This window comes from Rubellimicrobium mesophilum DSM 19309 (genome assembly GCF_000600335.2).
GTDB classification, from domain to species: domain Bacteria; phylum Pseudomonadota; class Alphaproteobacteria; order Rhodobacterales; family Rhodobacteraceae; genus Rubellimicrobium; species Rubellimicrobium mesophilum.
This window is the reverse complement of record NZ_KK088615.1, coordinates 79,711-94,934: the sequence shown is the minus strand read 5'-3', so window position 1 is coordinate 94,934 and position 15,224 is coordinate 79,711. Positions and strand designations below refer to the sequence as shown.

The 15,224-nt window shown below is 68.9% G+C and carries 14 protein-coding genes and 1 pseudogene; 8 read left to right on the top strand and 7 right to left on the bottom strand.

Features of this window, described 5'->3' with window-relative positions:
- Nucleotides 1-58: 58 nt before the first annotated feature.
- From RUMESO_RS20640 to RUMESO_RS20630, 3 genes are all read left to right on the top strand, one after another.
- The gene (locus tag RUMESO_RS20640; RefSeq protein WP_037283129.1) at nucleotides 59-1,261 is read left to right on the top strand and encodes a pyridoxal phosphate-dependent aminotransferase; all 1,203 of its coding nucleotides are present in this window, start codon (nucleotides 59-61) and stop codon (nucleotides 1,259-1,261) included.
- Nucleotides 1,262-1,331: 70 nt separating this feature from the next.
- Complete coding sequence (locus RUMESO_RS20635; protein ID WP_211262947.1) at nucleotides 1,332-2,168, top strand: TIGR02587 family membrane protein; 837 nt, start codon at nucleotides 1,332-1,334, stop codon at nucleotides 2,166-2,168.
- 12 nt (nucleotides 2,169-2,180) lie between these two features.
- Nucleotides 2,181-2,606 carry a hypothetical protein gene (locus tag RUMESO_RS20630; RefSeq protein ID WP_051521556.1) on the top strand — a complete coding sequence of 142 codons (426 nt, stop codon included), beginning with the start codon at nucleotides 2,181-2,183 and terminating at the stop codon, nucleotides 2,604-2,606.
- Nucleotide 2,607: 1 nt separating this feature from the next.
- Here RUMESO_RS20630 and RUMESO_RS20625 read toward each other — a convergent pair whose 3' ends face one another.
- From RUMESO_RS20625 to RUMESO_RS20605, 6 genes are all read right to left on the bottom strand, one after another.
- Nucleotides 2,608-3,213, bottom strand: coding sequence for a DedA family protein (locus tag RUMESO_RS20625; RefSeq protein WP_037283127.1), 606 nt, complete (start codon nucleotides 3,211-3,213; stop codon nucleotides 2,608-2,610).
- On the bottom strand, nucleotides 3,213-4,598 hold the full coding sequence (locus RUMESO_RS20620) for an MATE family efflux transporter (protein WP_037283125.1): 1,386 nt from the start codon (nucleotides 4,596-4,598) through the stop codon (nucleotides 3,213-3,215). Before RUMESO_RS20620 ends, RUMESO_RS20625 begins: the two co-directional genes overlap by 1 nt.
- Before the next feature lie 64 nt (nucleotides 4,599-4,662).
- Entirely contained in the window at nucleotides 4,663-5,466 is an 804-nt protein-coding gene (locus RUMESO_RS20615; RefSeq protein WP_051521555.1) for a GNAT family N-acetyltransferase, read from the bottom strand.
- A gap of 62 nt (nucleotides 5,467-5,528) precedes the next feature.
- Complete coding sequence (locus tag RUMESO_RS27540) at nucleotides 5,529-6,002, bottom strand: 2OG-Fe(II) oxygenase family protein (RefSeq protein ID WP_245639366.1); 474 nt, start codon at nucleotides 6,000-6,002, stop codon at nucleotides 5,529-5,531.
- Nucleotides 6,003-6,022: 20 nt separating this feature from the next.
- Entirely contained in the window at nucleotides 6,023-6,490 is a 468-nt protein-coding gene (locus RUMESO_RS27535; protein WP_082484426.1) for a 2-oxoglutarate and iron-dependent oxygenase domain-containing protein, read from the bottom strand.
- Nucleotides 6,491-6,499: 9 nt separating this feature from the next.
- The gene (locus RUMESO_RS20605; RefSeq protein WP_037283123.1) at nucleotides 6,500-7,387 is read right to left on the bottom strand and encodes an NAD-dependent epimerase/dehydratase family protein; all 888 of its coding nucleotides are present in this window, start codon (nucleotides 7,385-7,387) and stop codon (nucleotides 6,500-6,502) included.
- Between the two features lie 280 nt (nucleotides 7,388-7,667).
- Between RUMESO_RS20605 and RUMESO_RS20600 the strand changes: the two genes are divergently transcribed.
- The 3 genes and pseudogenes from RUMESO_RS20600 (at nucleotide 7,668) to RUMESO_RS25405 (ending at nucleotide 11,187) form a co-directional block, all read left to right on the top strand.
- On the top strand, nucleotides 7,668-8,156 hold the full coding sequence (locus tag RUMESO_RS20600; RefSeq protein WP_245639365.1) for a glutathione S-transferase family protein: 489 nt from the start codon (nucleotides 7,668-7,670) through the stop codon (nucleotides 8,154-8,156).
- 85 nt (nucleotides 8,157-8,241) lie between these two features.
- Nucleotides 8,242-10,195 (top strand): annotated as a pseudogene (gene parE / locus RUMESO_RS20595) (DNA topoisomerase IV subunit B).
- A 266-nt stretch (nucleotides 10,196-10,461) separates the two neighbouring features.
- Nucleotides 10,462-11,187, top strand: a complete 726-nt coding sequence (locus RUMESO_RS25405) for a hypothetical protein (protein ID WP_156363042.1) — start codon at nucleotides 10,462-10,464, stop codon at nucleotides 11,185-11,187.
- A 77-nt stretch (nucleotides 11,188-11,264) separates the two neighbouring features.
- On the opposite strand, the gene RUMESO_RS20590 is transcribed toward RUMESO_RS25405, so the two are convergent.
- Nucleotides 11,265-12,428, bottom strand: coding sequence for an acyl-CoA dehydrogenase family protein (locus RUMESO_RS20590; RefSeq protein WP_037283121.1), 1,164 nt, complete (start codon nucleotides 12,426-12,428; stop codon nucleotides 11,265-11,267).
- Between the two features lie 126 nt (nucleotides 12,429-12,554).
- Between RUMESO_RS20590 and RUMESO_RS20585 the strand changes: the two genes are divergently transcribed.
- Nucleotides 12,555-13,244, top strand: coding sequence for a winged helix-turn-helix transcriptional regulator (locus RUMESO_RS20585; RefSeq protein WP_037283119.1), 690 nt, complete (start codon nucleotides 12,555-12,557; stop codon nucleotides 13,242-13,244).
- Between the two features lie 44 nt (nucleotides 13,245-13,288).
- Nucleotides 13,289-15,169 carry a hypothetical protein gene (locus RUMESO_RS27530; protein ID WP_245639364.1) on the top strand — a complete coding sequence of 627 codons (1,881 nt, stop codon included), beginning with the start codon at nucleotides 13,289-13,291 and terminating at the stop codon, nucleotides 15,167-15,169.
- Nucleotides 15,170-15,224: the final 55 nt, after the last annotated feature.

Here is a 15,224-nt window from a genome sequence, read left to right as displayed (position 1 = left end):
TTGCGGGACGGGCGGCGCGCGCCTAAGGCGAGCGGGTCCCCTGCCAGCGAGCCGTCCGATGTCCTTCCTGTCCAGCACGCTCGACCGCGTCAAGCCGTCGCCCACCATCGCCGTCACCACGCGCGCGCAGGAGCTGGTCGCCCTGGGGCGCGACGTGATCGGCCTGGGAGCCGGCGAGCCGGACTTCGACACGCCGGAGAACATCAAGGAGGCGGCGATCCGCGCGATCCGGGCGGGCAAGACGAAGTACACCGCCGTGGACGGCATCCCCGAGCTGAAGCGGGCGATCTGCCAGAAGTTCGACCGGGAGAACGGGCTGGCCTACCAGCCGGCGCAGGTCTCGGTCGGGACAGGCGGCAAGCAGGTGCTCTACAACGCGCTGATGGCGACGCTGAACCCGGGGGACGAGGTCGTGATCCCCGCGCCCTACTGGGTGAGCTACCCGGACATGGTGCTGCTGGCCGGCGGGCAGCCGGTCTTCGTCGCGGCGGGGCCGGAGGCGGGGTTCAAGATCACGCCGGAGCAACTGGAGCAGGCGATCACGCCCCGGACGAAGTGGCTGATCTTCAACTCGCCCTCGAACCCCACGGGGGCAGGCTACACGGCGGCGGAGATCAAGGGGCTCGCCGAGGTGCTGATGCGGCACCCCCATGTCTGGGTCCTGTCGGACGACATGTACGAGCATCTGGTCTTCGACGACTTCGAGTTCGCGACGCCCGCGCAGGTGGAGCCGGGGCTCTATGAGCGGACGCTGACGGTGAACGGGGTCAGCAAGGCCTATGCGATGACCGGCTGGCGGATCGGCTATGCCGCCGGGCCGGTGCCGCTGATCCGCGCCATGGGCAAGATCCAGTCGCAGAGCACGTCGAACCCCTGCTCGGTCAGCCAGTGGGCGGCCGTGGAGGCGCTGACCGGGCCGCAGGACTTCCTCGCGCCGAACCGGGCGCTGTTCCAGCGGCGGCGGGACCTCGTGGTGGGAATGCTCAACGAGGCGGAGGGCGTGCATTGCCCGAAGCCCGAGGGGGCCTTCTACGTCTATCCCGACATCTCGGGCTGCATCGGCAAGGTGAGCAAGGGCGGCGCTCGGATCGAGACGGACGAGGACTTCGCGACGGCGCTCCTCGACGAGACGGGGGTCGCGGTGGTGTTCGGGGCGGCCTTCGGCCTGAGCCCCGCCTTCCGGGTCAGCTACGCCACCAGCGAGACGCAGTTGAGCGAGGCCTGCGCGCGCATCCAGGACTTCTGCGCCGGGCTGCGCTGACGGCCGGCGGGGAACCGGCAAGGTCCCGGTTCGTTGGTGGCACGAATGCGGCCACCGGCGGAGCAAGGGCTTGTCGGACCAGTCGAAAAGCGATTCGCAGGGCCTGACGAACCGGGACTATGCGGTGGACCTCCTCCGGGCCTTCGGCGGGGCGGTGATCTTCGCCTTCCCGCTCCTGATGACCATGGAGATGTGGTGGCTGGGCTTCACCATGGACCGCTGGCGGCTGGTGCTGTTCCTGGCGCTCAACCTCGCGCTGCTGGAAGGGCTCTCCTTCGTCGCGGGATTCCGCAAGGCGTTCAGCCTGAAGGACGACACGCTCGACATGCTGGCGGCCTACGGGGTGGGGATCCTCGCCTCGGCGGCGCTGCTCCTGGCCTTCGACCTGATCTCCTGGGGGATGAACGCGGACGAGGTGCTGGGCAAGATCGCCGTGCAGGCCGTGCCGGCGAGCATCGGCGCGATGGCCGCGCGGCGGCAGCTCGGCGACAGCGAGGAGGAGGACGAGCGGCCGGACTGCTACGGGGGCGAGCTGTTCCTGATGCTGGCGGGCGCGCTGTTCCTGGCCTTCAACGTGGCGCCGACCGAGGAGATGATCCTGATCGCCTACGTGATGACGCCGTGGCACGCGATCGTGCTGGTCGTGGTGTCGCTGCTGATGCTGCACGCCTTCGTCTATTCGCTGGAGTTCTCGGGACAGGAGGAGAAGCCCGGCGGGAACGGGTTCTGGCGGACCTTCTGGGGCTACAGCCTCGCGGGGTACGCGATCGCGCTCTTGGTGAGCCTGTACGTGCTCTGGACCTTCGGGCGGACGGACGGGGTCGCCCTGGGGCAGGTGGCGATGATGGTGACGGTGCTGAGCCTCCCGTCCGCGCTGGGCGCCGCCATCGCGCGGCTGATCGTCTGAGGGAGGAATGGCGTGGCGGACATGGCGGCGGATCACGGGAGGCAGGAGCGGGCGCAAGGGGAATCGACGCCGTTGCTCGAATGGGTCGCGGGCGCGATCGGGGCGATCCTGACCCTGGCGCTGCTGGGCTTCCTGGGCTGGCAGGCCTGGACGAGCCCCGGCGACGTGCCCCCCGAGGTGACGGTGCGGCTGGAGGAGGTGCTCCCGGCCGGCGAGGGGTTCGTGGCGCGGATCGCGGCGGTGAACGGCTCGTCCGAGACGGCGGCCGGGGTGGAGGTGGAAGGCGTGCTCAGCCGCGGCGGCGAGGCGGTCGAGACCGCGCGGGCCACGCTCGACTACGTGCCCGGCCATTCGGAGAAGCGGGGCGGGCTGTTCTTCGCGGAGGACCCGCGCGAAGGGGACCTCCGGCTGAGGGCGCTGGGCTACCAGGAGCCGTGAGTCAGGCGCGGCGGCGCATCAGGCCCCGGACGAGGCGATAGAGGTAGAGCGCGACGATCGCGACCACGACGAGGGTGGAGACCGGGTTCACCCATTTCTCGACCAGCTCGTAGTTGTCCTCGAGGAGGTAACCGGCCCCGGCGAGGATCGCGATCCAGACGGCGCTGCCGACCGCCGTGTAGGCCAGGAAGGCCGGGAAGGACATTTCCGACAGTCCGGCGGGGACGGAGATCAGCGTCCGCACCGTGGGGACGAGGCGTCCGAAGGACACCGCCAAGGGGCCGTAGCGGTGGAACCACTGCATCGCGGTCTCCGCCTCCTCGCGCGACATGGTCAGCCAGACGCCGTGGCGGTCGAGGAAGCGCAGGAACCTCTCGCGGCCCCAGGCTCGGGCGAGGCCGTACCAGAGGAGCGTGCCGAGGGTGGAGCCCAGCGTGGCGACGATCAGGAGGCCCGTGAGGCCGATGGCGCCCTGCGCCGCCTTGAAGCCCGCGAGGGGGACGATGAGCTCGGATGGGATCGGCGGGAAGACGTTCTCGAGGATCATCAGGAGGCCCACCGCGAGGAGGCCCCCCTGCTCGATCCAGCCGGTGATGAAGTCGAACATCAGGCGTGCAGTCCTGTGAGGGGCCGGGAGGCGAGGCGCCAGAAGCGGGCCATGAGCAGCGAGGCGGCGCAGACGAGGGAGATGACGAGGCCGAGCCAGACGCCGATCTCCTCGCCGCCGAAGACGAAGCCGAAGGCGTAGGCGGCGGGGAGGCCGATCACCCAGTAGCTGAGGGCCGCCAGGACCATGGGGATGGCGGTGTCCTGGATGCCGCGCAGGAGGCCGATGGCGAGGACCTGCGCGCCGTCGAAGATCTGGAACACGGCGGCGAGCGCGAGGAGCGTGACCCCGACCTCGAGGACCTGCGGGCGGGCGGGATCGGAGGGGTCCACGAAGAGCGACAGGAGCGTCTCGGGCCAGAGGAGGAAGACGGCGCTGGCCAGGAGGGCGAAGCCCGCCGACATGAGGATGGCGACGAGCGCGCCCTGGCGCATCCCTTCGCTGTCCCCGCGCCCCAGCGCCTGGCCGGTGCGGACGGTCACGGCCTGCGAAAGGCCAAGGTGGAGCATGAAGGTGAGCGACGCGAGCTGGAGCGCGACGCCGTGGGCCGCGAGAGGCACGGCGCCGACCCAGCCGACCATCATGGCGGAGCCGGCGAAGAGCCCGACCTCGGCCAGGAGCTGGCCGCCGATGGGCCAGCCCAGGCGGAAGACGCGATCCAGGGCCGCCCAGTCGGGGCGCCAGAGGCGCTGGAGGAGGCGATACTCGGGCAGCTTCCAGACCGCGTAGCCGAGGAGCGCGAGGGCGCCGGCCGAGTTGGTGGTCAGCGCGACCCAGGCCGCGCCCTCGATCCCCATCTCGGGGAAGCCCCAGCGTCCGAAGATGAAGGCATACCCCAGGACGGCGTTCATCACGGCGATGCCGATGGTGGACCAGAGCAGGACCGCCGTGTGCTCGAGCGCCGAGAGGAACGAGCGCAGGAGCGAGATCACCAGGGCCGGCACGATCATCCAGCCGGCGATGTGGAGGTAGCGCCCGGCGTAGTCGGCGACCTCGGGCTTCTGGCCCATGGAGGCGAGCAGCGGCCCCGAGAAGATCAGGATCGGCATGATGAGCGCGGCGAAGCCCAGAATCAGCCAGAGGCCCATGCGGGTCACGCGGCGGACCTCGGTCGCGTCCCCTTCCTGCGCGGCGGTGGCGACGAGGGGCATCACGGCCACGGCGAAGCCCGAGCCGGTGATGAAGAGGATGAAGTAGAAGGAGCTGGCCAGCACGATGCCGGCGAGCGCGGTCACGTCGTACCAGCCCATCAGCACGACGTCGGTCGCATGAATCGCGAATCCCGCGATGTTCGAGCCGATCAGCGGCAGCGCGAGGCCGAGGAGGCCGCGCGCATGGCCGGACCAGCCCGCGAGGGGCTGCGAGAGGGTGGGCGCCTGGGTCATGGGGGCGAGTTAGGCTCGTTTGCAGGATGCGTCCAGAGGCGATGCGGCGGAGGGCGGGGTTCCCCTACCCCGCCTCCGGACGCCAGTTGGTGCGGAGGTAGAGCGGCTGGAAGCCGGCACGGGTGATGTTGCGGTAGGACGGGTGGTCGGCGATGCCGCCCGGCGGAGGCGTGCCGGTCTCGGTCACGGCGACGCGGGCGCCCTGCCCGCGCGCGTCGCCCAGGCGGCGGGCCAGGAGCGCGGATTGGGCGCCCTGGCGGCGGAACTCGGGGAGCGCGCAGCCCATGCCGAGCCAGGCGACCTCGCCCGAGACGGCAAGGGCCGCCGCCGCCCCGGGCGTCTCGCCCTCGTAGGCGACGTAGACCGTCCAGCCGGGCAGGCCGACCAGGGACGCGATCCAGGCGGCGAAGGGCGGCGGGGCTCCGAAGGCGGCGGCCACGACCGAGCCGAAGTCCGAGGCCCGATCGGGCCCAACGACGCGGAGGTCGAGGCGGCTGCCCGCCTCGGGCAGGTCGGTCAGGGAGCGGCCGAACTTGGTCCAGGAGCCGCTGGGCCGCAGCCCGAGCCGGGCGGGCCGGTCGTCGTCCTCGGGCAGTTGCAGGGTCCAGGCCGGCGAGGCGTTGCCGCGCATCCAGTCGGCGCTGGCGGCGAGGTCGTCCGCGGAGGGTTTCTCGGGCCCGGCGCGCTGGGCGCGGTTGAACTGGATCGTCGGAGCCGCCTTGATCGCATAGGCGGTCATGGCGCCGAAGCTCCGGCTCGCAAGGCCGGTCGCGGCGGCGAAAGGAGGCGGCGCGGCGGCGTACATCGCGTCCCAGGCCAGGGCCTCGATGCCCTCAGCCTCGGTGCGGTCAGGGAGGTCGCGTGCCATGGTCGCCCTCGGGGTTCGAGGGGATCATGGCACGACCTTGACCTTGGGTAAACCTAGAGGAGTCAGGTCCCGGGCGAGGTGAACTTGGCGCGGAGGTAGGGGCCCGAGCGGACGGGCGGATAGGCCGAGGAGCCGTCGAGGGGAACGATCTCGGCCTCCCAGTCGGGCTGGTGGAAGAAGGCGAGGCTCTGGCGCGCGGGCTGGCCGGGGATGGCGACGACGCGGTGGAGGGTGGAGACCCAGCGGTCGGCGGTCCAGCGGGCCATGAGGTCGCCGATGTTGACGACGAAGGTGCCGGGCGGGGCCGTGACCTCGATCCAGTCGCCGCTTCGGGGGTCCCTGATCTCGAGGCCGCGCGAGCCGGGCTGCGGGAGGAGGATCGTGAGGGAGCCGTAGTCGGTGTGGGCGCCCGCGCGCTGCTGGCCGGGGAGCGTGCTGGGCGGCGTGGCCGGGTAGTGGAGCGCGCGGAGGGCGGAGACGGGGACGGTCAGGTAGGCGTCGAAGTGGTTCTCGGGCAGGTGAAGCGCGACGGCCATGGCGCCCATGACGCGGGCGGCTAGGTCCTCCAGGGCCGTGTAGTAGGCCGTCCAGGCCTTGCGGAAGCCGGGGAGGTCGGGCCAGGGATCGGGACGTAGCAGAAGGCGTAGGCGTCGGGGTCGCTCAGGCCCTGGGGAATCGTGAGGGGCCGCCGTTGAAGCTTTCCTTGAGGTCGGGGGGCGGTCTCATCGCCGCGCGACTTCGCCATGGGCCGTCGCGGTCGGGGCCGAGCCAGGCCGTAGGGGTCGCCGGGCTTGGCGGCGACCTTGGCCTTCTCCTCAGGGGGTTGGGCGAAGAAGGCCTGCGCCGCCGCCCACACGCCCCGGATCGTCGCCTCGGGCACGCCGTGGCCTGCGAGCACGAGGAAGCCCGTCTCGCGGCAGATGCGGTCGAGATCCTCGGTCCGGGCCTGCCGGTCGGGGCCGGTCGCGCCCTCGAAGGCGGCGAGGTCGAAGGCGCGGACGAGCGGGGCGGCGGGGGCATCCATCGAAGGCCCTTACGGTTTGGAGGGGAGGTCGCGCCAGCCGTGGGACGGCGCGTAGTTGAGGAGTCGCTTGGCCTTGGCGTTGCAGTAGAAGGTCTCGTGCTCGCCCAGGGGTCGCTTGACCGGGATGCCCTTGTAGAAACGCTCGATCACCTCGGCCGTGGGGATGCCGACGGAGGAGTCGTCGTTGGACACGTTGAAGACCTGGTAGCCCAAGCCGTCCGTCTTGAGGCAGCGGTCCACCATGTGGCCGAGGTCGCGGGCGTCGATATAGGCGAAGATGTTGCGGCGCCGGACCTCGGGCGTCTCGCGCCAGGCCTTGGAATAGGTCAGGTATTCATGCGGCTCGATGACGTTGTTGATGCGGAGCGCGTAGATGTCGAAGCCGGTGCGCGCCTGGAAGCTGCGGGCCGTGACCTCGTTGACGACCTTGGACATGGCGTAGCTGTCCTGCGGGACGGTCGGGTGCTCCTCGTCCACCGGGATGTAGTCGGGCCGGACCTCACCCTGGGCGAAGCAGACGCCGTAGGTCGTCTCGCTGGACGCCACGATGATCTTGCGGATGCCGAGCTTGGTCGCGGCGTCGAGCACGTTGTAGGTGCTCAGCACGTTGACGCGATAGGTCTCGTTGTCCGCGGTCAGGAACATCGACGGGATGGCCGCGAAGTGGACGACCGCGTCGTAGCGGGCGGGCTCGCGGTCGAGGTCGTCGCCCGAGGCGGGCGAGGCCATGGCGTTGAAGACCTGGTGCCCGTCGGTGAGGTCCACCTTCAGGAACGGCACGCCCGGATGGCGATGCGGCGTGAGGTCGATGTTGGTGACCTGATGCCCCTGTTCGGCCAGATGGGCGATGGCGTGCTTGCCGGCCTTGCCGGAGCCTCCGGTGAAGAAGACGCGCATGGTGTTCCCTCCTTGCCTCGTCCGGAATGAAGCCCGGTGGGCGCCGGCTTTCAAGGGCGCGTGAGGAGGATTAGCAAGGAAGGTCTGACAGGAAGGAGTCCGCGATGCCCCTGCTCCATGGCTGCTATCGGTCCCGCGCGAGCCGCAACATCTGGCTGGCCCATGAGATCGGGATGGACCTGCCGATCCGAACGGTCTGGCAGGCCTACCGGCTGGACGACCCTTCGGGGCCAGCCGCGCCGCTCAACACGCACTCGCCGGAGTTCCTAGCGCTGTCCCCATGGGCGCGATCCCGGTGCTGGAGGACGACGGCCTCGTGCTGGCCGAGTCGCTGGCGATCAACCTCTACCTCGCGCGGCGCCATGGCGGGGACCTCGGGCCGCGCGACGAGGCGGAGAACGCGCTGATGGTGCAATGGGCGCTGTTCGGGGCGGCCAGCGTCGAGGAGCCGGCGCTCGCGATCCAGAACGCCTATCAGTATGGGCGCACGGAGACCGAGGAGGGCCGCGCCGAGGTCGAGCGGGCCAAGGAGCGGCTGCACCGGCCGCTGAAGGCCCTGGAGGCGCATCTGGGGGTGCGGCAGTGGATGGTGGGGAGCCGCTTCACGGTGGCCGACATCAACCTGGCCGAGATCGTCCGCTATGCGCAGGCCGACGCGGGGCTCCTGCCCCTTTATCCCGCCGTGGACGGGTGGCTGCGGATGTGCCAGGGGCGCCCGGCGTTCCAGCGGATGTGGGACGAGCGGTCGCGGGAGCCCGTTCGGCCCTGAGAAAAGGCCTGGGTGACGGACGGTCGCGTTGCGAAGCGAGGGAAAAATGGCTATCTGGGAAGAACACAACGAGAACATGACCGCCATGCCCGACGATCTGCTGAACGTGACCGAGACCTACGACGCTTCCTCGATCGAGGTGCTGGAGGGGCTGGAGCCCGTCCGCAAGCGCCCCGGCATGTATATCGGCGGCACGGACGAGCACGCGCTCCATCACCTCGTGGCGGAGATCCTCGACAACTCCATGGACGAGGCGGTGGCGGGACACGCCAACCGGATCGAGGTGGAGCTGCTCGCGGACGGGTCCTGCACGATCCGCGACAACGGGCGAGGGATGCCGGTGGACCCGCATCCGCGCTTTCCGGGGAAAAGCGCGCTGGAGGTGATCCACTGCACGCTCCACGCCGGGGGCAAGTTCTCGGGCAAGGCCTATGAGACCTCGGGCGGGTTGCACGGCGTGGGTGCGTCGGTGGTGAACGCGCTGTCGGATTCGCTCGTGGTGCAGGTGGCGCGGAACAAGACGCTTTACGAGCAGCGGTTCTCGCGGGGCATCCCGCTCGGGCCGCTCGCCGTTCTGGGCGCGGCGCCGAACCGGCGGGGGACCTCGTCCACCTTCCACCCGGATGCGGAGATCTTCGGGCACCACACGCTGCGGCCCTCGCGGTTGTTCAAGATGGTGCGGTCCAAAGCCTACCTCTTCTCGGGCGTGGAGATCCGCTGGAAGTCCGAGATCGAGGACGGCGACACTCCGATGGAGGCGACGTTCCGCTTCCCGGGGGGCCTCGCCGACTACCTGACGGAGACGCTCGGGGCCGTCAGCACCTATGCCGAGAAGCCCTTCGCCGGGACGGTGTCGTTCCAGGAGAAGTTCGGCGTTCCCGGCAAGGTGGAATGGGCGATCAACTGGACGCCCGCGCGGGACGGCTTCCTCCAGAGCTACTGCAACACCATCCCGACGCCCGAGGGCGGCACCCACGAGGCGGGGTTCTGGGCGGCGGTCCTCAAGGGGCTCAAAGCCTACGGGGAGCTCGCCAAGAACCGCAAGGCCGCCGACATCACGCGCGAGGACCTGCTGACGGGCGGCTGCGCGCTGGTCTCCTGCTTCATCCGCGAGCCGGAGTTCGTGGGCCAGACCAAGGACCGGCTCGCCACCACCGACGCCGCGCGGCTGGTCGAGGGGGCGGTGCGCGACCACTTCGACCACTGGCTCGCGGCGAACACCAAGAGCGCGGGGGCGATCCTCGACTTCCTGATCCTGCGGGCCGAGGAGCGCATCCGGCGTCGGCAGGAGAAGGAGACGGCGCGGAAGTCCGCCACGCGCAAGCTGCGGCTGCCGGGCAAGCTCGTGGACTGCTCGGCGTCCTCGCGCGCGGGGACGGAGCTGTTCATCGTCGAGGGCGACTCGGCCGGTGGCTCCGCGAAGATGGCGCGGGACCGGCGGACGCAGGCGCTGCTGCCGCTCCGGGGGGAAGATCCTGAACGTGCTGGGGGCGGCGTCCTCGAAGCTCGGGAGCAATCAGGAGATCGCGGACCTCGCGCAGGCGTTGGGGGTATCGCTGGGGAGCAAGTTCAACATCGACGACCTGCGCTACGAGAAGGTCATCATCATGACCGACGCCGACGTGGACGGGGCGCACATCGCGTCGCTGCTGATGACGTTCTTCTTCACGCAGATGCGGCCGCTGATCGACAAGGGGCACCTGTATCTGGCCTGCCCGCCGCTCTACCGGCTGACGCAGGGGGCGAAGCGGCTCTATGTGGCCGACGACACCGAGAAGGCGAAGTGGCTGGCGAAGGGGATCGGCGGCAAGGGCAAGATCGACGTCCAGCGCTTCAAGGGCCTGGGCGAGATGGACGCCAAGGACCTCAAGGACACCACCATGGACCCCGCGACGCGGCGGCTGATCCGGGTGTCGCTCCACGACGACGAGCCGGGGGAGACCGAGGACCTCGTCGAGCGGCTGATGGGGAAGAAGCCGGAGATGCGGTTCCAGTTCATTCAGGAGAACGCAAGGTTTGTTGAGGAGTTGGATGTGTGAGTTGGGGCAGTTCGATCTAGCGGAAGACTTAGAAGTATCCAAGCCGATAGCCGCTGAGATATAAGCGCCAGTGATCCGAAATTGATTGCAAGCTGCAAGCTATGCGGTCAGCTAAAGGAATTGCAGAAGAGTCACGTTATCCCGGCTTTGTGTTCGTTGGATGAAACAAACGAGCGGGACTGATTACCTTAGAAGCGGGGGCTAGTCCTAATCGTCGGATCCAAGATGGCGCCAAGGCACCCCTGTTCTGCTGGGATTGCGAACAGATGCTTTCCTCTTGGGAGAAAGAGTTTGCAGAGAAAGTCTTCTCGCAAATCTCATCAAGTGACGGGCCGAGAGGATCATATAGCGAGTGGTATTCTAAGTTTGCCGCATCCTTGCTCTATCGAGCCAGCCTATACTCGATCAGTGAGGGAGGTGTTTTCGCTCGCGTCGATCCGTCGCTGGAAGCTGACCTAGCTAAATGTATGGAAGTTTGGAGACGCTTCTTAATAGGAGAGCTTAGCAACCCAGGAACGAACGAGCTACATATGGTGCCAATTGGGTGGTTCTCGGACGTCAAGTCTGACGATACCCCGGTCTACTGGAACCGCTACATAAAACGGTCTGTCGAAATCGACATCCCGCATTCTGACAGTTTAGATTTTGTAGCAGTTTACTGTAAGATCGGACCGATTGCATTTTTCGGCCACGTCCGCAACTATGGGAAACTTTGGAAAGGCACACGGCTCAGCATTAATCATGGACTGCATAGCCCAAAATTTGTTGTCCTACCCGGCAACTTGCTTGATTACTTCTTCTCTCGAGCAAAGATGGCGGAAGCTATGGCACGTTCGGTGAATCCGAACCAAAGAGTGAAGACTGACCGAGAAGTTCGAAAGAACCTTGAACGAATGCGCACCTCTCCATTATTTGAGGCCATGCAGGCTGACGCGGAACGTTTTGGAGTTGCCGCGATAACTCATGCAGAAGAAGACGAAAGAACTGATTAATTTCGGAGGCGAGCCTTTAACGCGTCGATTAACTCTCTCGTCTGCCCTTCGTAGTCCTGCATAAGCTATCAAAGCAGTCAGAACACCCTCTCCACCCCCATCCCCAGCGCCATCCGCCCCGCATACTCCGCTTGCGGGCCCTGCTGCATCGGGTGATACCTCGCCCCCTGGAGGTCCCGGAACCGGCGCTCCACGCCGTTCTTGCGGTAGAAGGCCGCGCCGCCGGCGGCCTCCATCGCGAGGTCGGCCACCGCGAGGGCGTGGCGGGCGCAGAGCGTCCGGCCCATCATCACGCGATTGACGGTGTCGGCCGAGGGCGCGTTCTCGGCTACCACGTCGAGCATCCCCTGCAGCGCGAGGCGGGCGCCCATGAGCTCGGTGTCCATGCGGCCCACGAGGGGGATCGTGTGCGGCGTCGGGCGCAGGCGGGCCAATGCCACCGCGGCGTCGCGGGTGGCCTCGGCCACGCCGAGATAGGCCGAGTAGATCAGCGGGATCGCGGTCGTGGCGACGATGTGCCAGAACGGGTGCCACTGGCCGGCGGGACGGCGGAGCGCGACGCCGGCCTCGGGGACCACGTGGCCGTCGATGAGGACGTCGTGCGAGCCCGTGGCCCGCATCCCGAGCGTGTGCCAAGTGTCGAGGCGCTTCACCTGCGGCGAGGCGAAGGGCACCGCGAAGTGCAGCACTTCGTCGGGGGCGCCGTCCTCGCCCTTGAGGATCGCGCTGGCCATCAGGAGGTCGCCCACGGGGGAGCCCGAGGAGAAGATCTTGCGGGCGTTGATGCGGTAGCCGCCCTCGACGCGGACAGCCTCGCCGCTGCCGCCCACCCAGTCGGAGCCGCCGGTGGCGACGAGGACGAGCCGCTCGGCCGCGACGCGCCGGAGCAGGGGCTCGACGGCGGCGACGCCCTGGTGGCGCCAGCGCCAGGCGGGGACCGCGACCAGATGGGTGTGCATGGCGAGCGCGAGCGCGGTCGATCCGCAGTGACGCGCGAAGGTGCGGAGCATCAGGGAGAGCTCGGGGATGTCGGCCCCGCCGCCGCCGAGCTCGGCGGGGACGGCGGCCTCGAGGAAGCCCGCCTCCTTCAGGTCGGCGTAGTTCTGGGCGACGAAGGCGTCCTCCTCGTCGAGCCGCTGGGCGCGGTCGGCGAAGACCGCGCCCAGGGCCTCGGCCCTCTCGACGAGGGTCGGCGGAGCGGCAATGTGCTTGGCGGTAGTCGGCGCATCAACGAGGGTCATGGAATCCTCCAGGGGATGAATGCCGGGGAGTGTCCTCCTGTCGCGCGAATCGGTCCAGTCTCGAATCTATACTGGACCGGCGGCGTCCTCGGGCGCATGATCCGGCATCCTCGATGGAGGCGGGTCATGAGCTCCTCCTACGGCCAGTTCTGCCCGGTCTCGATGGCGGCGGAGGTCGTCTGCTCGCGGTGGACGATGCTGGTGGTGCGCGAGATGCTCTGCGGCTCCACGCGCTTCAACGACCTGCGACGGGGGGTGCCGCGGATGTCGCCGGCGCTCCTGTCCAAGCGCCTCAAGGAGCTGGAGCAGGCCGGGATCGTGCGGGTCGAGCCCACCGGGCAGCCCGGCATCAACGACTACCGGCTGACTCGGGCCGGGGAGGAGCTGCGGGGGCTGGTCGAGGGGCTCGGGACCTGGGGCCAGCGCTGGGTGGAGTCCAACCTGTCCCTGAAGAACCTCGACCCCTCGCTCCTCATGTGGGACATGCGGCGGCGCGTCGACCCCAAGTCCTTCCCACCGGGGCGGACGGTGGTTCACTTCCACTATCCCGAGCTGGACGAGGAGCGGCAGGACTGGTGGCTCGTGGTCGCGGACGGGACGGTCGACCTCTGCCTCCACGATCCGGGCTACGACGTGGACCTGGAGCTGCGCGCGCCCCTGCGCGTCATGACCGCGATCTGGATGGGCCACTGCTCCCTGCGGGCGGAGATGGCGGCCGGCACGCTGGAAGCCCATGGTCCGCCGGCGCTGGTGCGGTCGATCTCGACCTGGCTGGGGCTGTCCAGCTTCGCGCCGATCAAGCGCGAGGTCGCCTGAGCGGGGCCCTTGCCCTCGGCCGGCCCGCGTGGCCAAGTGGTCCGATGCGCCCTGCCCTCCTTGCCTTGCTCCTGCTCGCGGCCTGCGGGCGGCCGCTCACGCCCGACGAGGTGGCCTTCCTGTCGGACCTGCAAGGACCGGCGCTGGACACCTCTCGGGTCAGGCTGCACGACTCGCCGCGCCTGAGCGCGGTGCGCGTGCTGCCCGCGCCGCCGAGGCTCACCTGCCAGTCGCGGATCTTCCCGCCGCCCCGGGGCGACACGATCCGCACGGCGACGGGGGCCATCTCGATCTTCGAGGACGTCTACGTGCGCCGGGACCTCTACCGCGACGACATGGTGGAGGGGTGGCCCCGGGTCCTGCCCCTCGCGGACGCGATGCTGCTCGCGCACGAGATGGTCCATGCCTGGCAGTGGCAGCACCGGGACCTCACGGGATACTTCCCGCTGAAGGCCGCGTTCGAGCACGTCGAGACGGCGGACCCCTACCTCTTCGACCTCGACACCTCGGCCGACTACCTCGACTACGGCTACGAGCAGCAGGGCGCGATCATGGAGGAGTATGTCTGCTGCCGGACGCTGGCGCCCAAGGCTGGCCGGACGGAGCGGCTGCACGAGATGCTGTCGCGCTACTTCCCCCTGAAGCCGCTCGACGAGCCGATGACGGAGTGGGTCGAGCTGCCGTGTCGGGCGCGCAGGTGGAAGGTATCTGCGACGGGGAGCCTTCCGGAGAAGCGGAGCCATACCTACGTCGGGAGTGACGACAGGGAGGGTGCCATGAGGGGACTTCTGCTCGCCGCCGCGCTGGTCACGGGGGCGCCGCTGTGGGCCGAGGGGCGGGACGTGGCCCCGGTGATCCAGGGGATCGAGGACGACATCGACACGATCCGGGGCATCATCGAGGACATGGACGTGGCGCCCGAGACCTCGCTGCCGCTCCTGTCGGACAAGGAGGACTACCGTGAGGACCTGAACCGGCAGCTCGACCGCGTGCTGGGGCTGGTGCTGGGCGACCTCTACGGCGAGAGCCGGTCGGCGCTGTTCTCGCTGGACGAGGAGCGCGTGAGGATCGACGCGCGGATCGCGGAGCTGCGGATCGACCGGATCACGGCGCCCCGGAGCGCGGACGCGGTCGGCGTGATCGACCGGACGCTGAACCGCTACGCGGAAGGCTCCATGGAGGCCATCGACGCGGAGATCGCGCAACTTCAGGCGCAGAAGGAGGAGCTGGAGCGGCGGCGGGCGGCGCTGCTCAGGGACTTCGCGGACCGGCTGATGGCGGAATACGGCGTCGAGATCACGCCGGAGGAGGCGGAGGCGGCGCTCTATCAGGTGAACGGCGTGACCATCGTGGAGTCGGCGATGGCCTTCGAGGTGGTCCGCAAGATCGAGGAACGGCTGCGCGAGATCCAGGGCGTCACCGACGACGACTCGGTCCTGCGGCGCTACTATGCGGTGGCGGCGGTGACGCGGCTGCTGGTCGAGCGGCTCTACGAGCGGCACCTGCAGGATTACGAGGAGCAGTGGCTGCCCCGGCTCGCGGAGATCGAGCAGCGGAACGACGCCCTCATCGCCGAGACGGAGGCTGCCATCGGCGAGGCCGACGAGTCCCGTAAGCCCATCTACGAGGGGAACCTGCGGGTGCAGCAGCAGGTGGCGGAGGTGATCGACGCCTACCGCGCGATGCTGCTGGAACGCGAGGCGCTGACCCGGGACGGGCTGGAGGTCGCCCGCGCGGACGCCGACGTCGCGCTCAACACGCTCAAGACGCTGGAGGCGGCGGTGTCGCTCCAGTCGCAGATGCTGTGGTCGTCGTCGGAGTTCGAGAGCCTGATGGAGATCTCGCCGCCGGAGCTGATCCCGCTGGATGATGAGGAGATGTTCCAGCGGTTCCTCGAGGTCTCGCGGGAGCTGGCGACGAGCTAGGGGGAGGGCGCAACTCCCCCTACCCCGCCGGGCGGCGACCCGGGGACGGGATCAC